The organism is Paenibacillus wulumuqiensis, from assembly GCF_000971965.1.
Lineage (GTDB): Bacteria > Bacillota > Bacilli > Paenibacillales > Paenibacillaceae > Saccharibacillus > Saccharibacillus wulumuqiensis.
In genome coordinates this window covers 1-22,464 of record NZ_LAQP01000016.1, presented here as the reverse complement: position 1 = coordinate 22,464, position 22,464 = coordinate 1, and the positions used below count along the sequence as shown (strand labels likewise).

At 44.4% G+C, this 22,464-nt stretch carries 14 protein-coding genes and 2 pseudogenes; 11 read left to right on the top strand and 5 right to left on the bottom strand.

The features are described 5' to 3' along the window. Positions 1 to 15: 15 nt before the first annotated feature. Positions 16 to 741: a M48 family metallopeptidase gene (locus WH45_RS18505; protein ID WP_046215912.1), complete on the top strand. Its 726-nt coding sequence runs from the start codon at positions 16 to 18 to the stop codon at positions 739 to 741. A 73-nt stretch (positions 742 to 814) separates the two neighbouring features. Here WH45_RS18505 and WH45_RS18500 read toward each other — a convergent pair whose 3' ends face one another. From WH45_RS18500 to WH45_RS18490, 3 genes are read right to left on the bottom strand one after another with little or no spacing between them, the layout of a single operon-like run. After that, on the bottom strand, positions 815 to 3,751 hold the full coding sequence (locus tag WH45_RS18500; RefSeq protein ID WP_046215911.1) for a type I restriction endonuclease subunit R: 2,937 nt from the start codon (positions 3,749 to 3,751) through the stop codon (positions 815 to 817). Continuing rightward, on the bottom strand, positions 3,748 to 5,016 hold the full coding sequence (locus WH45_RS22955) for a restriction endonuclease subunit S (RefSeq protein WP_235338424.1): 1,269 nt from the start codon (positions 5,014 to 5,016) through the stop codon (positions 3,748 to 3,750). Before WH45_RS22955 ends, WH45_RS18500 begins: the two co-directional genes overlap by 4 nt. Before the next feature lies 1 nt (position 5,017). Continuing rightward, entirely contained in the window at positions 5,018 to 6,514 is a 1,497-nt protein-coding gene (locus WH45_RS18490) for a type I restriction-modification system subunit M (protein ID WP_046215910.1), read from the bottom strand. A gap of 227 nt (positions 6,515 to 6,741) precedes the next feature. Between WH45_RS18490 and WH45_RS18485 the strand changes: the two genes are divergently transcribed. From WH45_RS18485 to WH45_RS18475, 3 genes are read left to right on the top strand one after another with little or no spacing between them, the layout of a single operon-like run. Further along, positions 6,742 to 7,650 (top strand): endonuclease NucS domain-containing protein, encoded by a 909-nt coding sequence (locus WH45_RS18485; protein WP_046215909.1) that lies wholly within the window; start codon positions 6,742 to 6,744, stop codon positions 7,648 to 7,650. Between the two features lie 33 nt (positions 7,651 to 7,683). Then, complete coding sequence (locus WH45_RS18480) at positions 7,684 to 8,373, top strand: hypothetical protein (protein WP_046215908.1); 690 nt, start codon at positions 7,684 to 7,686, stop codon at positions 8,371 to 8,373. Between the two features lie 21 nt (positions 8,374 to 8,394). Further along, positions 8,395 to 9,003, top strand: coding sequence for a hypothetical protein (locus tag WH45_RS18475; protein WP_046215907.1), 609 nt, complete (start codon positions 8,395 to 8,397; stop codon positions 9,001 to 9,003). A 199-nt stretch (positions 9,004 to 9,202) separates the two neighbouring features. Here WH45_RS18475 and WH45_RS24255 read toward each other — a convergent pair whose 3' ends face one another. Continuing rightward, positions 9,203 to 9,286: a putative holin-like toxin gene (locus WH45_RS24255; RefSeq protein ID WP_227871885.1), complete on the bottom strand. Its 84-nt coding sequence runs from the start codon at positions 9,284 to 9,286 to the stop codon at positions 9,203 to 9,205. A 148-nt stretch (positions 9,287 to 9,434) separates the two neighbouring features. Between WH45_RS24255 and WH45_RS24250 the strand changes: the two are divergent. The 3 genes and pseudogenes from WH45_RS24250 to WH45_RS23960 form a co-directional block, all read left to right on the top strand. Beyond that, positions 9,435 to 10,358 (top strand): annotated as a pseudogene (locus tag WH45_RS24250) (DUF3578 domain-containing protein); the annotation flags it as partial. 12 nt (positions 10,359 to 10,370) lie between these two features. After that, positions 10,371 to 11,738, top strand: coding sequence for an McrB family protein (locus tag WH45_RS24245; RefSeq protein WP_235338422.1), 1,368 nt, complete (start codon positions 10,371 to 10,373; stop codon positions 11,736 to 11,738). Between the two features lie 21 nt (positions 11,739 to 11,759). Further along, positions 11,760 to 14,660 carry a DUF2357 domain-containing protein gene (locus tag WH45_RS23960; RefSeq protein WP_082096948.1) on the top strand — a complete coding sequence of 967 codons (2,901 nt, stop codon included), beginning with the start codon at positions 11,760 to 11,762 and terminating at the stop codon, positions 14,658 to 14,660. A 716-nt stretch (positions 14,661 to 15,376) separates the two neighbouring features. Here the strand turns inward: WH45_RS23960 and WH45_RS18460 are convergent. Further along, entirely contained in the window at positions 15,377 to 15,613 is a 237-nt protein-coding gene (locus WH45_RS18460) for a hypothetical protein (protein WP_046215905.1), read from the bottom strand. A gap of 525 nt (positions 15,614 to 16,138) precedes the next feature. Here WH45_RS18460 and WH45_RS18455 point away from each other — a divergent pair. The 4 genes and pseudogenes from WH45_RS18455 to WH45_RS18440 all read left to right on the top strand — a co-directional run bounded on the left by WH45_RS18455 (position 16,139) and on the right by WH45_RS18440 (position 22,365). Then, a complete protein-coding gene (locus WH45_RS18455) occupies positions 16,139 to 18,376 on the top strand; it encodes a glycoside hydrolase family 6 protein (RefSeq protein WP_046215904.1) in 2,238 nt (745 codons plus the stop codon). Positions 18,377 to 18,641: 265 nt separating this feature from the next. Then, positions 18,642 to 18,818 (top strand): annotated as a pseudogene (locus WH45_RS18450) (glutathione transferase); the annotation flags it as partial. Between the two features lie 1,139 nt (positions 18,819 to 19,957). After that, positions 19,958 to 21,580 carry a cellulase family glycosylhydrolase gene (locus tag WH45_RS18445; protein WP_046215902.1) on the top strand — a complete coding sequence of 541 codons (1,623 nt, stop codon included), beginning with the start codon at positions 19,958 to 19,960 and terminating at the stop codon, positions 21,578 to 21,580. Between the two features lie 479 nt (positions 21,581 to 22,059). After that, on the top strand, positions 22,060 to 22,365 hold the full coding sequence (locus tag WH45_RS18440; protein ID WP_046215901.1) for a hypothetical protein: 306 nt from the start codon (positions 22,060 to 22,062) through the stop codon (positions 22,363 to 22,365). The last annotated feature ends 99 nt before the right edge of the window (positions 22,366 to 22,464 follow it).

Sequence of the window (22,464 nt, the reverse complement as noted above, 5' to 3'; positions counted from 1 at the left end):
AAGGAGAGATAAAATGTGCCCATCTTTTACTTCGGCAATTCATCTATTGAATACAGCATTGAATATAAACCTAATAAAAAGGATGTTACTATATCTGTTGATTGGCACAATGGTGTGAATGTTATTGCTCCTTTAGATATTACAGAAAATCGCTTATATAACATTCTTCATAAAAAAGCACCATGGATTCTCCAAAAACAATATGAATTCAGTGAAATCGAGCAGCCAGCAAGTTCTCTAGAATTCTTGAGTGGAGAAAAGCTACCTTATTTGGGACGCAAATATCGTCTAAAACTTATCAAAGAAGATATTCCTAAGCCAAGCTTACAATTTGTTAAAAATAAATTTATTGCTACAATTCCAACGACGTTATTACCAGAACAGAAAAGCATTGAACTTAAACAACTATGCATTGATTGGTACAAGCAACGTGGCATGGACAAGATTCAGCAACGTATTCAACTTTATAGCCGTTTAATGGAAATTTCTCCACAGAAACTGATCCTTAAAGATCAAGAGATGAGATGGGGAAGCTGCGGTAAGAACGGTGTGATTATGATTAACTGGCGTATCGTCATGTCGCCCATGCGTATTATCGATTATGTCGTCGTACATGAAATGGCACACTTGCGCTATTCTGATCATTCTGAAGATTTTTGGCGCTATGTACGTTCTATTCTACCTGATTATGAAGCCCGTAAAGAATGGCTCCGCATAAATGGACCAACGCTAACTCTATGAGGATTCTTTACCTCTAGAATTAGCGTTGGTTTTTATTTATAAATTAATAGTAGGTAATTTGTGTATAAAACAATTATTTCTTGTAATGAGTGCTTGCAAGATCAACCAGTTGGATGGCTAGACTCTCCAACTTATCTTTTGGACATTTGCTTACGCGCAATTTGCGTTTAATCTGCTGACGCATCTCACGTTGTACGTCATCTTTCTTCGTCCATTCGACTACAGCATATTCCTGAATCACATCAGTCACCATATGAGTGAGCTCCTGAAGCGCCTCCGTATCATCTTCATCGGTAATCTGCTGTTCGAGTAATTGGAAGAAAGGGTATTGTTCACGAGTAAAACCATAATTCTCCCCTTGATTGTTTACTTCACGCGTATCGTTCACCAAATTATGGATCTGCTCAATCATTTCGAAAATATCCATTTGACGATGTTTACGCGCCTCGATCAGTTTCTCCAAACGTTCTTTAAGAGAGGAATAGAATACTGGATTCTCATGCATTTTCACACGAATCTCATGACGTAGAGCATGTTCCATTTCTGAAGCTTTGGCTTCGCCTTGAAATTGGGATAAATGCTTATCAAACTGATTAGATAGAATATCTACAGGTTCGTGGATCGTGACGACTTGAGAAGCACGAATATGGTCGATAATGAGCTGCTTCACTTTTTCTCCGCAATCACTGATATCTAACTCTTCTACACGATAGCGTGACTTGGCTGCTTGGCGTACTTTACCGAGGAATCCTAGATTATTAACATAAGGCTGCGCCATAGGGTGTGGCATCACCATATCCATACTCTTAGCAAATTGCTTAAAGGCATAATCGAATTCGCTGCGTACGTCTTCAGGTTCGAGTACCTTGATACAGCTCTCTAAATCATCCTGACGAATATAATCAAAATACCGCATGGCTGCACGATGTCTCGATTGCAGTCTAGGAAGTTCGCTTTCTATTGGCATAAGTGCGCCTTGAATATCTTGCTTCGCGAAGATTGATAGGGCTTTTTCCAGAAAACTAGATACACCGAAATAATCAACGATCAACCCATATGTCTTGCCTTCATACGTACGATTAGTACGAGCGATAGCTTGAAGCAAATTGTGTTCACGAAGAGGTTTATCAAGATACATTACTTGCTCAATCGGAGCGTCAAAGCCAGTCAGCAGCTTATCACAGACGATCAGGAAGGAGAGCTTGTCTTCACCCATTGGTTTCTTGAAGCGCTCAATCAAGTTCTTCTCCTGGTCTTTACTAATAGCATATCGTTTTTTACGATCGTCATCGTCATGGTTGGATGAATAGATCACTGCAGATTCAAAATCGCTCAATTCATCTAGCTTTTCTTTATACGTAATAGCTGCATCGCGTGACACTGCAACGATCTGAGCTTTGAATCCATTAGGCTGAATATACCTCTCATAATGTTCGATAATATCTAATACTACTTGTTCAATACGTTTAGGTGAGGCGATAATCGCTTCTTCGTTGGCATATTTCTTTTGGATACGATCTCTTGTCTCTTCATCGTATTCACGAAACTTACGGTCAAACAGTTGATCAAGTGTCTCACCTTCAATATGCAAGTTAGACAGGCGAGCCTCATAAAAAATAGGAACGGTCGCTCCATCATCGACAGATTGCTCAATTGTATATTTATCGATATAAGGACCAAAAGTGCGGGTCGTACTCTTATCTTCCTTATCAATAGGTGTACCTGTAAAACCAAGATAACAAGCATTAGGCAGAGCTGTCCGCATATTCATTGCTAAGCCTTTGTACTGGGAACGATGAGATTCATCGACCATTACGATGATATTTTCAGAAGTTGATAGCTCTGGGAACTGATCTTCCGTTTTGCTTGTCTGAAACTTCTGTACGAGCGTCATGATGGTTGTACCGTACTTTTGACTGAGTAGCATACGGAGATCTTGCACACTCTCTGCTTGCTGAGGATTAGGAAAGCCACAGCGCCGGAATGTACTAGTAATCTGGTTATCCAGATCTTTACGATCTGTTACGATAATAATTGTTGGGTTCTCTAACTGTTGTATGCGTCTTAGCTTAACGGCCAGATAGAGCATAGTCAGCGACTTGCCACTACCTTGAGTATGCCAGACAACACCACCGCGCTCTCTTGAGTGGTTAGCTTGTAAAATACGATCTACCGCTTTATGTACGGCACGGAATTGCTGATAACGAGCTAGCTTCTTAACAGTACGTCCACCTTCAGGTTCAAAGACGATAAAGTTTTGAATAAGATCAAGCAAATTAGCAGGCGTAAGCATACCAGCTGCTAGGATATCCTGAGGCGTAGCATGTGCGCTTACTTGAGGAATAGTAAGTGGATAGGGATCTTTCCATTCGCCAAAATGCCGTAACTGAGCTCCAATAGTACCTGCTTTAGCACGGTCATTACTGGTTGCGATAAGAATTTGATTGTAATAGAAAAGTTGTTCGTAGCTTTGCTGATAACGTTGCATCTGCTTTACAGCTTTGCCGATCTGTTCATCTATCGAGATCATTGGGCTTTTGCATTCGATGACGACAAGAGGTAATCCGTTAACGAACAAAATAAGGTCTGGACGAATAGACTGATCTCCACCTGTAATAGTGAATTGATCAACAACGAGGAACTCATTATTCTCAGGATGATCGAAGTCGATGAGTTTAACCGTCTGGCCTTTTTTGCCTTTGCCGATATCTTGCTGGATAGAAGTGTAGCTGGTCAGTATAGCATGGAATTTCTCATTTGCTTCCATGAGACTGGTTGCTTCGATATGGGTAATGGAGCGAACAATCTTATTTAAGTTATTATCTGTAATCCAAGGATTGAAGCGCTGAATGGCTTGAATAAGGCGATCGGTTAATATGACATCGCGACTAGTGGCTCGTTCTGAATCTAAAGAAGGGCCATGCAAATGCACATAGCCCATTTCTTGTAATTGATGGATCAGTCGATTCTCGACTAGCTGTTTTTCGTTCCATTCGTTGATTGCTGTCATACCGGAAGCACCTCTGATTCATCGACATTAACTCTCACTTTGCCAGTGAGGAGAGACTGCATAAGGCCTTTTTTTAGGAGCCTAAGTTTACTCAATTGATTATTTTCAATATTAATTTTTTTGTAAAATTCTTCGATAATAGAGCTGATATTGTATTGTTCGTCTAATGAAGGAATGGGTATTTTAAACTCTTTTAAGGAATTGAAATCTATTGATTCTACAGTTGTCCCAATCTTAACACAACTTTTACGAATTTTTTCATTAAAAGATTGAAGAAGATAGAAGATGAATTTATTATTTATATTTTCATAAAGAGTGAGAGATTTTAAGTCTTGATTTATAGTTAGTTTTTTTCCAGCCATACTTATAGGAACGCGATTCCTTAAAATACCACTTCTTGTTACAAATAAAATAGTTCCAGGAGCTAAAATTTTTAATCCTTTATCTTTAGAAGCTTCTTCGGTTATATAATCTTCTGAGTCAGTAATTATATCTGAATACATATCTTTTGGAGAAACCCAAAGAAGTCCAGGTTTCTGTACCCAATACGCAAGATTCTGTTTAGAAGGAGTTCCACCGCCTGACCACGAACCAATGTTTCTTAAAGATTGAATTTCCCATTCCTCAGGAATCTCGCCGATCTCGGTCTGCTTGAACTTGGTATGTCCAATCCCTTTGGTCAAAAGCTGTTGCATTAAGGCTTTTTTTACCGATTCCGTTTGCTTAATAATAGCTTCTGTTTTTTCAATGGCTTCATCGACAGAAGTGAGGATATCGGCAATTTTTTTTTGTTCTTTTAGAGGAGGAATATTAAGTTTAATATCAAAAAAATCATTAATTCCAATATTTAACAATCCATGGCTTCTACCACCTTCTTTTGCCACCTGGCTTATTTCTCTATGCCAGACAGTACTTTCAAAAAGATATTTGAGAAAATTAGCATTTATAATATTCTCATTTGGTCGGAAACATATATATAAAGTAGATAATATTCCTGAGTCATATCTTTCCAGTCTTTTGATTGCACCTAATGGATAACCATCAGAATAACTTTTGTTGTAAGCAAAGTCACCTTTTTCTATATACAAGTAGCTATTTAAATTTTTACTCGCTACGCTCTTATTAAAAAAATCTGTTTGGCTAACTAATCCATGCTGTGCAGATATAGTTAATACATTTTCTGAACGACCATTATTTTTATCTTTAACACGTCGAGCTACTTCTTTTAATGTCATTGTCTTCCAAGGGTGAGGATTAGAATTCATCTTAAACACTATATCCCAACTCCTTCAAAAATTTATACATTTTACTTTCTATATCTTTACGTTCTAACTCAATTTGATTTAATGTTAATATTGTTTCTTCAACTATAATAGTCTCTTCTTCTTCGGCAGAATCAAGGTAACGAGAAATATTAAGGTTATAGTCATTTTCCTTGATTTCATTAATGCTAACTATACGTGCATACTTCTCAATGTCTTCCCATTCATCATATGCAGTAATAATTTTTTCGATATCTTGATCTCTCAATGTATTCTGATTTTTATCAGTTTGATAACCATTAGCCCCGTTAATAAAAAATACATTGCCTCGTTTATGCGCTTCTTTATTACGATTCATAATGACAATACATGCTGGAATACCCGTTCCATAGAACAGTTTAGAAGGAAGTCCAATTACTGCTTCGATCAATTCTTGCTCTCCATTTAATCCTTCTAACAATCCTTTACGGATCGTGCCCTCTGCTCCACCGCGGAATAAAATACCGTGTGGCATGACAACACCGGCTTTACCGTTATGATTAAGTGTCGATACCATATGCTGTACAAAAGCCAGATCTCCTTTATCCTTTGGAGGAATACCAAAAGGGAAGCGACCATATGAATCGGACTCGGCATCTTCACGTCCCCAGTTACTAAGAGAGAACGGAGGATTAGCAATGACTCGATCGTACAGAATTAATTCGCCATCTTCGATAAGCTTAGGATCACGAATCGTATCGCCTTTTTCAATGCGATGATCACTTAGTCCATGCAGCAGCAAGTTCATTTTACAGATTGCCCAGGTATTCAGGTTACGTTCTTGTCCATGAATAGTTAGATTACGAGGATTACCACCATGAGATTTAATATAGTCTACCGATTGAATGAGCATACCACCTGATCCAGCAGTTGGATCGCAGATACGCATGCCTTCTTCCGGTTTGATCAGTTTGACGATCAGTTCAACGACTTTGCTTGGCGTGTAGAATTCGCCGCCCTTTTTGCCTGCGTCATCTGCGAATTGCTTAATAAGGTATTCGTAAGCACGTCCAAGCATATCCGGTTCCGATAGATTGTCATTACGTAGATTCAGCTTGCTAAAATGCTGAATGAGCTGAAGAATCAGCTTATCAGGCAACTTCTCTTTATCATTAAAGTCAATACTGGCGAGAACACCTTGTAGTTTGGGATTTTCTTCTTCTAAGGATTCAAAGGCAATATTAATTGCTTGACCTACATCGCTCGTTACTTTGCCGATAGTAGACCAACGAGCACGTTCAGGCACGAAGAATTGGTGTTCGTCTCGATCTGTCCAACCATAGTCTTGACCTTCTTCACGTTGGATTTTTTCGGCTGTTTCTACGAATACGTCATTTAGACGTTTGAGAAAAAGCATACCGAAGATATAGTTTTTATAGTCTGAGGAATCAATACTACCTCGTAGTATGTTGGCAGATTCCCACAAGTGGGATTCTAATTGTTGTAGGGTTAATGTGCTCATGTGTGCCTCCAGAATTTACATTGATATGAAAATCAGGAATTACATTAAATAGTATAATTGTAATTGCCGATAGTATTCATTATACGGGATGTTATGTAAATCACAATAAGTAGGACAAAAGAATGATACATCATAAGTTGTGATTCAGTATCTATTACTATTAACGGTTAGAATTTGAATGTGATGAAGTCAAAGCTGAAATTATATCTGAAAGGATAGATTACATAATGGGAGATATAAAATTATTTCGATTAACTAATAATGGAGTTGAAGAGTTACATGGCTATACAGTTGCAGTAGAAAAGTCATTACAGACCCTAATGGAACGTAACTTGGAAGTTTTGATCGGTATACGTTTTTTGGCGTCGGAATATTCTACAGGTAAGCGGCATGGGGGACGTATTGATACACTTGGCATTGATGAAAACAATTCCCCTGTCATTATTGAATATAAGCGAGCGACCAATGAGAATGTGATCAACCAAGGTCTGTACTATTTGGATTGGCTGATGAATCATCAGGCAGAATTCAAATTGCTCGTTATGGACCGGTTAGGTGTAGAAGTATCCAAAGATATCGATTGGAGTGCGCCGCGTTTACTGTGTGTAGCAGGTGGATTTACTAAATACGATGAACATGCGGTACAGCAAATTAATCGTAATATTGAGCTCTATACATATAAACGGTATGGGGAAGAATTGTTGCTGCTAGATCTGGTAAATGCAACAACAGCAAGTTTTTCTATGGAGAATCCTATAGATATAGAATCGAGATCGATATATAAAACTGTATCTGAGTATCTCTCTCAGGCAAGTCCTGAACTGGTGAATTGGTTTGAAGAATTAAAAGCTTATATGGTTGCGCTTGGTGATGATGTACAGGTTAATACGTTAAAGTATTACGTGGCTTTTAAAAGAATTAAGAATTTTGCCTGTGTTGAAATTCATCCGCAAACAAAAAAGATTAGCCTATATTTAAAAGTTGATCCAGATTCAATTGAATTAGAAACCGGGTTTACTAGAGATGTTCGTAAGATTGGACATTATGGCACTGGAGATCTGGAAGTTACGATCGGAAGTTTAGAACAACTGGAAAGAGCTAAAGAATTGATACAACGGAGCTATGAATTGAATTAATAATATCATTCATATAGAAAGGTGAACTAATAAATGCTTAGACATCAGGCACGTGAATTTTTAGATAATGTAGAATTTTTAGTTGAATACCTAGATAAAAACTTGGCTGATTATAAAATAATGCCTGATCGTAAAGCTAGAGGTTGTCTTATTTTAATAGCATTCGTAGCTTTGATTTTCCTTATTGTTACAAGTATGCGAGACATCTTCAAAGTAAATATACTGTTTTACGATTTATCTATGTTTGGAATAACTGTAGCTGTAGTTATATTGATGGGCTTACATTACTTTTTTAGCTATACTTACGCTAAAAAAGTATATCGATCCTATAGATCGCACATAACATGTTTTAATTTTTTGGATGATTTTCTTATTCCTTTTAGAGCAGATTATATTAATAAAAAATTCATTGAATTAGGATTTACTAAAGATAATATAGATGATCTTATTAATTACTGTGAAAGCAAATCCAACCGAAAAAGCGAGCTTTTATGGAATCCTATTCTTATTATTTCAACTATATTGTTATCCGTATGGGGAGAATTTATTGGGAAAAATATTAGTGAGGGCACTACAAATGTTCTTGCTTTTATCATTTTAGGTTTAGGTATATGGGTGTTCGTCATCTATTTTAATTACGTTTATAAATCATTGTTTTTATTCAAGGCTAGAAAATATAGAAAGCTAATTCAAATGCTTAAAATTATTAAGATGTTACCATGAGTGAATAAAGGAGAATTTACTGTGAATGCTAACTTCGGTGAGGAATTAACTTATTGGTATTTAAGATTAAATGGATTCTTTATTGTTAATAACTTTGTATTACATCGCAATAGTGAAAGGCAAACTTCTGATTCTGATTTATTAGCAGTTAGATTTCCACATGTACAAGAGGATATTGGTGGGCAGGCCAGTGATTGGGACGAAAATTTCTTCAACTTAATGGATCGTCGAACAAATATTAAATTAGATCGAAAGAAAATTATTGGTGTTATTTGTGAAGTGAAAACAGGAAATGGATTTAGAAGTGATTCTATATTTGAACCTCACAATCTAAGAAAATCGTTTGGTAGATTTGGATTTACTGATGAATTAGATAAGTATAACGATCTTGAACACAATCCAATTATTGAATTTGATAATTATCAAGTTGCTAAATTCTTGATATCTCGGCAACGGAAAAATCCTCGTGAAGATTGTTTTCATATTAAAATGATATATATGCGTAAATTTATCCAGCAACGCATGGAAAAGTATCAGCAGCGAAAAATGGGGGATCGTATGTTTTTTGATTCTTCATTGTTGCAGTATATAATCTGGGAAGAACATCTTCGAAAAGAAAGGTTATTTTAAAGCTGTAGCATACAGATCTAGTAATTTTGAATGCTAAACTTCTTGAGCTAACAACCCAAATATGCTATCATATAACCACAAAAAAGAAGCAGGCAGCCACCTGCTTCCCGTACAACATTTATGGTGGTCATTCCTCCATCATATTGCTATGATTCACATAAGAGAAAGTGACCCGCCAGGCTGTGCAACCTGTGGCGGGTCACTTTCTTTTTCTTTCGATATACGTTAGCAGTGCAACAATGAATGTTGCAAACATGATAATATCGGAGAAGGAGAAGTTCATAGGCAGTCACCTCCCTCTGGAGGATAGCCTATGCCCACCACAAATTGAGTTGTACGTTAGCATTATATCAGATAGACACGTAATTGCGAATAAGCATGTAATTACGTGCTTTGTATATAGGTCGTAAATTAAATATAGGAGAAAAAATATGCCACTACCCTCAGAGCTTATCAATATATTCACATACAGACAGAAATCATACAAAATGGTCCTTATTCTCTCGATCTTAGACGTGATGAAAGAAACAGATCAGCAGCAGGTATCCATGATACGTGTTCGCGAACGGTTCCTCCAATGCTTCCAGGAACGAGAATCCAAGAGTCTCAAGGTAGATGGTCCGCCTTCCCAAGTCAAGGCCTCTCGTTGGGCAGATGTACAGTTGAATCGAGTACAGTATGTGATGAATACGCCGATCAAAGCACTCTCTGCTATTCTGGAAGTGCCGAATGACCAGTATACAATCGGATTTAAGCAGGAACTATACGACCAGTGGGATCAGCAGACATTAGATGAATTATACCATTTTACTACAGACGAACTTGAACTATACTATGCACAGCCACCCGCTAGCTTTTCTTTGAGAGATGATTTAATTCATGTTATGACTAATTATGTACAGGCAAAAACGCAACCTTTAAAAGATAATTTGCTAGGAAAATATGTGCGAAAAACGATTCCAGATCATATTCGTTCATTGCAATTTATATACAATTATTTCAATGTCCAAGGATCAGTGGGACAAGGGAACTGGGCTTATGTTCCATGGATAGCAATATTACATCGCCAAGTAACAGATACGACTCAAAAAGGATTTTATGTTGCATACTTATTTGCAGAGGATATGAAGTCGGTATATCTTGCACTAGCTCATGGTGTTACAGATTTGAAAAATCGATTAGGAACTAAAAAAGCATATACGCATTTTAAACAGAGAGCAGAAGAGATGCGAGCGACTATGCCTAGTACACGTATGAATCTTGATGATGCTATTTATTTAGGAGAAAGTAGCTATGCTAAAGACTATGCTGCATCAACTATTGCATATTTTCACTACCAACTTGATGATATGCCTAATAATGAGCAAATGGTAGACGATCTATGGGATGCAGTAGAAATATATCTCTCCTACGTACAACGTATGGGGGCAGCTCCAAGCAGTGAGTGGGCGAATCAATTTGAAGAAGTGGTAACTGAATCGCCAGATGTGGAAGAAGCGGAATCGGTGGTGTTTATCCGAGATATCGAGGTCAAGGAGACGCTGCATAACATCCAAGAATACATTTCGCAGCGAGGATTTTATTTCCCAGAAAAGTTAACGCATAACTTCTATCTTTCTCTCAAAAGTCGTCCATTCGTCATCTTGGCAGGAATATCAGGTACAGGGAAGACACGTCTTGTGCGGTTATTTGCTGAGGCGGTAGGGGCGACGGTAAGTAACAAGCAATTTCATCTTATTCCGGTACGTCCAGATTGGAGTGATCCGGCGGACCTGATCGGCTATAGGGACTTGTCCGGTAGCTTTAAGCCGGGGCCTCTAATGAATGTATTTGTGGAAGCGTCTAAGCCGGAGAATCGGAGAAAGCCTTATTTTGTCTGTCTGGATGAGATGAATCTGGCGCGAGTAGAACATTATTTTAGCGATATGATGAGCCTTCTGGAGACGCAAGTATGGGAGGATGCTGTAGATACCGTGCAGCAAGAGGATACTGCACATACTGGACGAAAGCGGATCGTCACTGCACCTGTATTTCCGGATGAACTGCTCGACAACGAAGAAGACCAGTCCCGCTACGGCCATCTTGGCATCCCGGAGAATGTCTACATCGTCGGGACGGTCAATATGGACGAGACGACCTACCCATTCAGCAAGCGGGTGCTGGATCGGGCGAATACGATTGAATTCAACGCGATCGATCTCATGCAGCTGCCGAGTCTCACCGGGGACAGTCAGCAGTTGGTGGATGTGGTGCCGGTGGAGCAGTCTTTCCTGCGCAGTGACTATTTGCAGCTGATCGATGCGCTGCAGGATCACCAGGAGCTGATCATTCGCACGACCGAGCGGCTGGTGGCGGTCAATGAGATTCTGGAGGATATTCATGCGCATGTGGGCTTCCGGATTCGGGATGCGGTGTGCTTTTACCTTGTGTACAACGAGCGCTTTGACCTGATGACCGAAGACGCTGCCTTCGATCTGCAGCTGCTGCAGAAGATACTGCCGCGCATTCAGGGCAGTCAGTCCGGCGTGCGGCGTGCGCTGGTGAATCTGCTGAAGCTCTGCCTGAAGGGGAGTGTACGCATTCCTTCGCCACTGGAGGACGACGATGATTTCTGGAGTCGGTGGAGCCGGGGTGGGACACCGCCGGAGGCACGGTATCCGGAGAGTGCGCGCAAGCTGGTGTATATGATTCGGCGGCTGGATGAGGATGGGTTCACATCCTACTGGGTGTCCTGATGATCTCTGCAGGAGGTGCGTATGAATCTGAATAACAGTGTGAATCTGCTGGAGATCCAGACGAGCATCGGGAGCATCTATATGCAGGGGAGGCCGTACCATCCGGCGGTCGAGACGCTGCAGCTGCACCGGGAAGACGGAGAGTGGGTAGATGCGCATCTGAAATGTATAGCGCTGTCGCCGGAGATTGAGGTGCAGTCGGTGCAGGTCTTTTCGCCGGTGGACGGGCAGCTGGTGCCGTGGACGGCAGGTGCGGCGGTGCTGCCGTGCTTTTACGAGCAGCAGGAGTATGAGTTTGTGTTCGAGCGGGCAGATGGCGTGGAGTGGCCGGTGACCTTTTACCATGATAACCGGCAGCTGCGGGAAGCGGTCACGCCCAAGGGCAAGCGGCTGCTGTCCGGGATGCTGAACTTTCGCAATGAAGTGGGCTTTACGGAACTGGAGCTGCGGGCGAATGGACAGCGGCTGCTGTCGATCGAGCTGGAGGTTTTCCCGTCCAAGCTGGATTACAAGCAGGACTATGTCGCTCTGCTGCGCGAGGTGAATGAGCAGGTGTACAATCTGTCCTTTGACTTTCTCAAGCGTACGTACCAGTCGGTCTCGCTGCGGGAGAGTGAGCACCAGAGTCTGAGTGAATTTTTCTCGATTATCTCGCATCTGTTCGGACAGATGGAGCGGGCGATGGAGCGGATCGCGGCCCAGCCGCATCACCAGATGAACCGGGAGCTGGAGCTGCGTAATGCCGCCCTCGTCAAACGGGCGAGCCGGCGTAACAGCAGCTATCTGGCACGTCATCCGCAGCATCTGGAGAAGCTGCAGCGCCGTTCGTGGATGGAGCGTGGTTCTCTATCCAGTGGAGATGGTGTTGCTGGCTCCAGGGAAGATGGTCATGCCGGGCGAAATCTGCCGGGGGATCTGCATATTGCAAATGATTCTGTAGCAAGTGGACAGACTGGCCGTTCCATGCGCGGTGAGGATGGAACGGCCAGCGCAGAACGGAGCGAACGAATGAGCCATGAGCAGGATGGACGCGGTACAATGCCGGACCCCATGCGGGAGATGAGGGATGGAGCAGGTGATGACCTTTTCCAGCAGGACCCATCCCGTCGGGGAGCGCTGCATATTCGCGGCGAAGACTACCGGCCGACCCGTCTGCTCGATACGGTCAAGCATATCTCGTACGATACCGCCGAGAACCGGATGCTGCGCTGGATGCTGGAGCGTATTCTGGGCAAGCTGCATCGTCTGCGTGACCAGTACGAACAGCTGAATCGGCCGCAGAATTACCGCAGCCGCAGCTATGATGAGCAGTTTGTCCGCCGGGTGGATGGCATGATCTCGCGCATGGAGCGGATGCTGTCTGCCGGCTGGTTGCAGCAGCTGTCCCCGATGCGCAGCATGAATCTCAGCCTGGTCATGCAGATGGCGCCGGGTTACCGGGAGATGTACCGTTATTATCTGACCCTGCTCAAAGGACTGTCGATCCAGAGCGATCTGCTGCGCCTGTCCATGAAAGAAATCTCGCAGCTGTATGAATACTGGTGCTTCCTCAAGCTGAACGAACTGCTCGGCCGCAAGTACCAGCTGGTTCGCCAGAATGTCATTCGGATGAACCATTCCGGTCTGTTCGTGACACTGGACCGGGGGCAGCGTTCGCGGATGGAATATGTGAATCCGCGTAATGGCGAGACCTTTGTGCTGTATTATAACAGTGCACCGGATCGCAAAGGATCGCCGACTCTGCCGCAGCGGCCGGATAATGTGCTGTCCCTGCGGAAGATCGATGCCGGGAAGACACAGGAATACAGTTTTATTTTCGATGCCAAATACCGGCTCAATGTTGCCGAGCCGGGCAGCGCCTACCAGGCGAGCTATAGATTGCCGGGACCGCAGGAGGAAGATATTAATACGATGCACCGTTACCGGGATGCGATTGTGCATGGAGTAGAGGAGCATGGAGATGCGGATACGGATTGGAGCGCAGGGCAGGTTGCGGACGCGGGTGCAGAGGTGAATTCAAATATAGATGCCGATATAAATGCAGATACAGATGCTGAAGCCCTTACCACTAGAGATGTGCCCGATGGTAATCCGCCAGGGACCGGTGCGACTGTCGGCCAAGCTGTCCATTCCGCACGCATTCGTTACGAACGCAGCATGTATGGCGCATATGTGCTCTTCCCGTATGGCAATGAGGAGCAGTACCGCCAGCACCACTTTTATAAAAGTGTCCGGCGAATTAATGTAGGAGCGCTGCCTTTCCTGCCGAATGCGACGTCGCTGGTGGAAGAGTTCCTGCATGAACTGATCCAGGACAGCCCGGAAAAGGCGTACGAACGATCTACAACGCCGCGCGGTACGGAAGAGTATTACGTCAACAAGCTGCAGACCCACAACATGATCGTCGGATCGGTACGCGGCCCGGAGCAGGTAAAGCTGGCGCTGGAGCATGGATTCTACCATGTACCTCTGAAGAACTTTGCCAATGCCCAGGTCATTACCCAATTGGAATACGTCGCCATGTACCAGTCCAGACGCAAGTTCGGTGCGCTGGGCATGGCGGGAATCCATTACTACGGCCGCATTACCGGCTGGCAGATTGTACAGCGGCGGGAGATTACCGAGATTCCGGCAGATGAGCGGCGTGGGGACCAGCTGTATGTGAAGTTTACCGTAGAGCGCTGGCAGAAACGCGAAGAGCCAATTGCACTCGGGGGACAGGGCATCTATACGCTGCTGTATACGAGCAATTATATTTTCGACCGTGCCCATGAGCTGGCCGAACTGCGGCTGGAATCCGGGGAAGACCTGCGACAGTGGCGCGAGAAGCGCAGACAGGGCCGGGTCAAAGTATCGCTGGATAACGAATACGTCGATCTGGCCCAGCGTGTGGTGGATGTATCGGTGGAGGAGCCAGAATAGATGGGATAGCAAGAATAGCAGTAGTAGCTCAAATAGTCCCAATAGCTCATACTGCTGAAACCATAATAACTGACCCGATAGAATAGACTATTCACAGAAAAAGCCGTAATGCATTCAGACGCATTACGGCTTTTATTCCTACTATTCATCTTATTATTCCGGTGCCGAAGCTGCTCGGAAATCGCTTCTGCTATAGATAAACATATATTCAAAGCTACTGTTACTCTAAAGTGCTGTACTGATAAAGTACAACACTTATAGAATATAGTACTGATATAAAATGTATCATCCAGGGGTATAGATTTGCCAAGGTATACTGCCACTTGCAGCAAGCGATACTTTTAAATAAACCATCTGCTCTGTACCAGCATATCCAGCTTTGAACTACATTACCCACGATATACGATTACTCCCTAAAATGCTGCAAATCAGCAGCATTATCTATCTAAAAACCTCAACAATAACTCCGTCCGCAAAGCGAAGAAAAGAAAAGAGAATAGAGGCAAAGGGCAAAGGACGACATTTAAGCCTGGAGATCCTCCTTCTCTCCCAACCATTCAGGATCTCCAGGCTTAACCGGAGGACGTGCCTCTATCCCTTTTCGAAGCGGATAGTGCAATTACCGAATTCGATGCTCCTCCATCGCGTTCCAACATGCTCTATAAGCATATCCACCAGCAATACATTCCCACCTTATGTATAACGCGACACCTCTCCTACCACTTCCAGATCACCCAAAACAACAACCCAAGCACAACAAACGCCATCACCGGATTCATGAACTTGGTCAGCCAGATCGCCATGGTGAAAGTAGCAATAGTCAGATAGCCAAGCCACTCTTCATGCTTGATATTTCTACGGTGATACAGTAGATGCGCATAGCCGATTGGTGGAGTAATCAGGCAAAGTATAGTAAGAAAACCCGGGCGTAGATACCATTTCTTTTTTGTCATGTTCTCACCTCCAGAAGCCATGAATACGCAGTAATTCATATAAGCATGTCCTTCGCTATGATCACTCCATCATAATATGGAAATAACATCCATATCAAGTTTGCCTGATACATAGTTTTATACGAGGCAGCCGATTATTTTCGCTGGCTTGGTATAGCGTAATGAGGAAACATCCAACATGGTTAACATCCTGTGATAGCCTCTACCCCGCACGATCCCGGCATACGCTTTAGTCTGTGAAAGTATCCGCAGATAGATGGACTTCTGGTCTTTGTCTGTCCGACTGCTTCCATTCGTCAAAATTCCTGTTTATTTCCGCTCCATTCACAGCAGCAGAGGATAGTGAGATGCCTCGAATTAAATATAAAAATACAGGCGATTTCCAGCAAATAAACACTCAATATCTAAATTAAACTCCATATTTTACAATATACTCCATTCATCGATTGGCCTATAATCGACGCTGAGGAGGTGATTCGAGAGGGGAAAGGATGGTCAGCCGACAAATAGAAAGCGTTTACTAACATGGCGAGGTCTTACTTCAACACAAATTTCACGGAAAGAAAGGTGAATGGATTGAAGTCTAAAAAAGGATTCTGGCAAGGTTTTAAGTATACGATGGCTGCGTCACTACTGGCAGGAAGTCTATTGCCCGCAATGTATGGAACACCCGCTTATGCGGAAGCCCATGTAGATAATCCGTTTGTCGGTGCGACCGGCTATGTAAACCCGGATTATGCCAAAGAAGTTGACGGTTCGATTGCCAGAGTCAGTGATCCTGCGCTTAAGGGAAAAATGCAGACGGTCAAGTCCTATCCGACCGCCGTATGGCTGGACCGGATCGACGCCATTAAAGGTGGATCGGCCAATGCCGGACGGCTCAGTCTGGAAGAGCACCTGGATGCCGCACTGGCTCAAAAGCAGGGCAACACCCCGATTACAGCAAGCTTTGTCATCTATGATCTGCCAGGACGGGATTGTCATGCGCTGGCATCCAACGGTGAGCTTCCTTTGACCCAGGAAGCATTGCAGCGCTACAAAACAGAATATATTGATGTGATCGCCGAGACATTTGCGAATCCCAAGTACAAGGATATCCGTATCGTCAACGTGATTGAGCCGGACAGCCTGCCGAATCTGGTCACCAATCTGAGTGATGCCCGCTGTGCAGCTGCCAATTCCAGCGGTATCTATGTCGAAGGCGTACAATATGCGCTGAATAAGCTTCATGCCATTCCCAATACCTACAATTACCTCGATATCGGCCACTCCGGCTGGCTCGGTTGGGATAACAACCGGTCAGCGACAATTACACTGTTCACCAATGTCGTGAGAAATACGACTGCGGGACTATCCAGCATCGACGGCTTTATTACCAATACGGCGAACACGACGCCACTGCATGAGCCGAATCTGCCGAACCCGGATCTGAATATCGGGGGACAGCCGATCAAGTCGTCCAAGTACTATGAGTGGAATCCATACTTTGACGAGTCGGACTTCACGGTAGCATTGTACAACGACTTTGTCCGTGCCGGCTTCCCGAGCAGTATCGGTATGCTGATCGATACTGGACGCAACGGATGGGGCGGACCGAACCGTCCGACTATGGCATCCGGTAGTGATATCAATACCTATGTTAATTCCGGACGCGTCGACCGCCGTGCTCACCGGGGCAACTGGTGTAACAATAGCGGTGCCGGTATCGGTACCCCGCCGACCGCCGCACCGGCTGCCCATCTGGACGCCTATGTATGGGTGAAGCCTCCAGGTGAATCCGATGGCTCCAGCTCCCTGATTCCGAACAACGAAGGCAAAGGATTCGACCGCATGTGTGATCCAACCTTTACGACCCCAGATGGCGTACTGACCGGCGCACTGCCAAATGCTCCGATCTCCGGCGCATGGTTCCATGACCAGTTCGTGATGCTGATCAACAATGCCTATCCTGTACTCGGTACGTCTACGACTCCACCGGTAACTCCTCCGGTTGGAACTGTACCGACGGCTCCAACCGGTCTGAAAGCAGCAGCCGGAGATGCTCAGGTGAAGCTGAACTGGTCATCCACGACAGGAGCGGATCACTATGTGGTCAAGAGAGCGACCAGCGAAAATGGTCCTTTTACCACACTGGACAGCAAAGTGACGACCACTCTCTACACCGACAAAGCCGTCACCAACGGCACTACCTATTATTATAAAGTCAGTGCCGTGAACAGCGTCGGCACCGGCTCCGATTCTGCAGCCGTCAATGCCAAACCGGCAGCTGTCGTCGTGGTACCGCCTGTAGATCCGGAACCCAATCCTAACCCTAACCCCAATCCGACACCAGCAGGCAACCTGAGCGTGCAGTATCGCGCAGCGGATACCAATGTATCGGATATGCAGATGAAGCCATTTTTCAACATCAAGAATAACGGCACCACTCCTGTCAATCTGAGCGATCTGACATTGCGCTACTACTTTACACCGGAAGGTTCCCAGAGCATGAGCTCCTGGATCGACTGGGCAAAGGTAGGCCAGGATAACATCACGCGTACGTTTGGCAATGGCTATGTCGAGCTGAGCTTTAGCAGCGCAGCAGGCTCACTGCAGCCGGGCGGCGAGAGCGGAGAGATTCAGCTGCGCATGGCCAAATCCGACTGGTCTGTGATGGATGAGAGCAATGATTATTCCTTTGACGCATCCAAGAGCAGCTATACGGATTGGAACAAAGTGACTCTGTACCAGGGCGGTAAGCTGGTCTGGGGCATGGAGCCTTAAAAAGTTGAAGTTAGCATGACGACCTGCTGATTGTTCTGCAGAAGAGATGGCAGAACAGCAGCAGAAACGGATAGAAAAAGAGAGACTTGAGACGATGTTGGTCTCAGGTCTCTTTTTGATGTGAAAATAATCGGCTGCATGTGCCGGAAGAGGTTACACTTGGACAGCATGGAGCATGGAGCATGGAGCATGGAGCATGGAGCATGGAGCATGGAGCATGGAGCATGGATAGCGAGCCGGCTTGCTTTAATGAAACGCTTGTTACATTGAAGAGCAGGAGTTCATGAATGCTGTTCATGTGCTGCAGGAAAATGAAGTTCGCATCGTCAGAGGACCTGTACAGCGAGGACAGGGATGGTCCATTAATTTCCTCGACCCGGATGGTACACAGCTGGAGCTGCACACTTCCACCCTGGAAGAACGAATGAAGGTATGGAAATGAATATGCAGCCGCTTCCGGGATCGGACAGATTCATTGCTGAACGATAGAGCCAGATGCTGATCCGCTGTGTTAAAATAGTAACCGTATCGCTATCTTCCAAGGTGTCTATTATGACCGCTGGCCACACGCGGATACGTTCATTTTAATACACATGGAAAGGAGCATATATCGATGGAATTTGTATATGCTGTCCTCCAGGGACTCGGGATGATCTTTATCGTGCTCGCCGTATTCGTGCTGATCACGCTGTTCCGCCTCTGGAAAAAGAAAAATAGATCCTGATCTGCGATCCGAGCTGTCCAGCGTTGGATTTTACTAGACCGGATATCGCTATAATCCAAAACTACAGAGCAATTAAATCTTGCATACATTATAATAGAAGAAAAGCATCCGAATTCTCATAAATCAACCTCAATCCGAACACAGAAACTCGCCGCCCAGAGCGCAGGAGAGAGACTTCCACCAACGACCAACGTTTAAGCATGGAGATCGACCGATGGATCGGTCATTTCAATTCTCCATACTTAACCGGAGGGAGTGACAGAATCTCTTTTCAGAGCGGATCAAACACTAATATACCTGACTGGTACACCTAACTGCTGCAATTAAACGCTAAAGCTAATCGTCACATCTAATGAATGCACCTGAATAATGCAGCCTGCCGATGCAGCTCACCAAGCAGTAAGGGACTTTTTTACCTGACCTTATGCCGTATCCGTAACCATCTGCCCGATTCCACGCCTGCCTCTGCATATTTTAGTGAAAATAACCCCATCCCATATGCCCAAGTTACCGACGAATAGGATCAAAAAAATAAGCGATTATGCATAAAGCACAAATTTGAATTATTTCACTTAGGACCATCCATCTCATAAGCCTCTGAGTTAAACGTTTTTATGCAAATGTTCCATTCCCCAGCCCCTTGTTATTTGTCATTTATGACCAAAAACTACCATTCGCTTCCTGCTTCACATTCCCTATGCTTCTAGATCTTTATATTCATTTATTGGCAGAAATATATTATTTTGGTTTTAGGCTGTATATACTGACGTAGGCAACCAGGTTCGACATCTTAGTTCAAAATCAGTGTGCTTCCCATACTGAAATCCAAAGAGTACGAACAAAAGGAGATTGGGAATATGTGGATGAAAACAGTTAAGAAATTCTCTTCCGGTATACTGGCGGCAACGCTGACAGTAACCCTCGCCGTATCTGCAGGCGGTACTTCTGCCGAAGCAGCGACGACACCGGTACAGCAGCACGGTCAGCTGTCTATCAAGAATGGACGTCTGGTCGATACGAAAGGAACACCGGTACAGCTGAAAGGGATCAGCTCGCACGGTATCCAGTGGTTTGGTAACTATGTAAATAAAGATACGATGAAATGGCTGCGCGATGACTGGGGCATCTCGGTGTTCCGGGTAGCGATGTACACGAACGAAGGCGGTTACATTTCCAATCCGTCCGTAGCCAATAAAGTAAAAGAAGCAGTAGCCGCAGCCAAGGATCTTGGTGTATATGTAATCATAGACTGGCATATCCTGTCCGATGGCGATCCGAATACGTACAAGACGCAGGCCAAAAGCTTCTTCAACGAAATGTCTGCCCAATACGGCAATCTGCCGAACGTAATCTATGAGATCGCCAATGAGCCAAACGGCGGCGTTACCTGGAACGGTCAGATTCGTCCATATGCTGTGGATGTGACCAAATCCATCCGTGCCAACGATCCGGATAACATCATCATCGTCGGTACAGGCACATGGAGCCAGGACGTGCAGGATGCAGCGGACAACCAGCTGCCGGATGCGAATACGATGTACGCCGTCCATTTCTATGCCGGTACACATGGTCAGTTCCTGCGTGACCGCATCGACTATGCTCTGAGCAAAAAGGCACCGGTATTTGTCACCGAGTGGGGCACCAGTGATGCTTCCGGTAACGGCGGTCCTTTCCTGAGTGAATCCAAGACATGGATCGACTTCCTCAACAGCCGCGGCGTGAGCTGGGTCAACTGGTCCCTGTCGGACAAGAGTGAAGCTTCTGCAGCACTGGCACCGGGCGCAAGCTCGACTGGCGGATGGACACAGGCCAACCTGTCCACATCCGGCAAATTTGTCAGAGAACAGACCCGTGCAGGATCGACAACAGTAGGTGGAGGTACGACGACTCCAACGCCAACTACCCCAACGACACCACCGACTACACCGGGAACAGGCGGCGGTAATACAGGCGGAACAACGCCTACCCCAACTCCGGGTAACGGCGGCGGAACCACCAATCCGGGTACCCCTGCACCAGTTAATGGTGTGATCTCCCTGCAATTCCGCAGCGGTGATAACAACCCTTCGGATAACGCAATCCGTCCGGTCTTTAACATCAAGAACAACGGCAGCACAGCCGTGAAGCTGAGCGATTTGAAAGTACGCTACTATTTTAACAACGACGGCAAATCCGGCGACCAGACTTTCATCGACTGGGCGCAGGTAGGAGCAGGCAATGTAACGACAACATCCAAAGCCCTCTCCAGCAGTAAACCGACTGCGAACCGTTATGTTGAGTTCTCTTTCACGAGTGCAGCAGGTTCGATCCCGGCCGGTGGCCAGAGCGGCGAAGTACAAGCCCGCATCCACCCGTCCGACTGGAGCAACTTTGACGAGACCAACGACTACTCCTACAACAACGGCAGCACTTCCTTTGCCACCTACAACAAAGTAACTGTCTATAACCAGGACAAACTGGTATGGGGCGTTACTCCGTAAAGCTGAACGGAGGCAGGCGCAGCAGAGATAATTAGCAGTAAGCAATCTAGCGATGGATAAGTATGAAAAAGGACATGAGCGAATTAACGCGCATGTCCTTTTTTTATGTTGTTGGTTGATGGCTCTTATCTATGTATAACGTGCTGGCGACGGAATAGCCCTAGACTAATATCGGAAAATAAGCAAGAAATCCGAAGAGATGTTACAGCGGGGTGATACAACAGCCTACAGATTTTGCTTTAGCTACTTCAGAAAGGAATAAGAGGCTTAAGCCTGAGGGTCTTTAAACAGGTTTAGACGCAGATCTCCGGGCTGGACTTGAAGGGAGGTGCTTCAGTAGAAGAGGTCTTCTCTATTTATTACCAGTAATCATCTTTAATAGTATGCGGATAGGATCACGATTAGAAAAAACGAATAAACATACTTTTTATGATAAAGTACGTTATATAACCGCTTGTATATTGAGAAGGAGAGACGAAATGGTATCCATATCATATGAATTTTACAAAGCCGCTATCGAAGCCTTGAATATTTGTGAACGAATGATAAATGATCAAGAATTCAGATATATAAAGAAGGAGCGAGAGATTTTTAATGATTTTGCTGCTTTAGCAACCATAGAAAAAGAGCAAGAGATGAAGTTGAAAGTTATAGATGTTCATGTAGAGTTCTCATTGAAAATAACGAAGTTGCAGCAAAGAGGAGGACCGTACGAGCCTATACAAGCATATTTCCATGAAAAAATTAAACAAGTACGCAATGAGCTAGATCAATTATACTTTTGAAAACGAGAAAAACCGCCGGTCATAGTTGGTCAAGCCCCTATTTTGTAGACAGTTAAAAAAGCCCCATCAAGCAAACTGGCGTCGGTACTCTACCGGCGT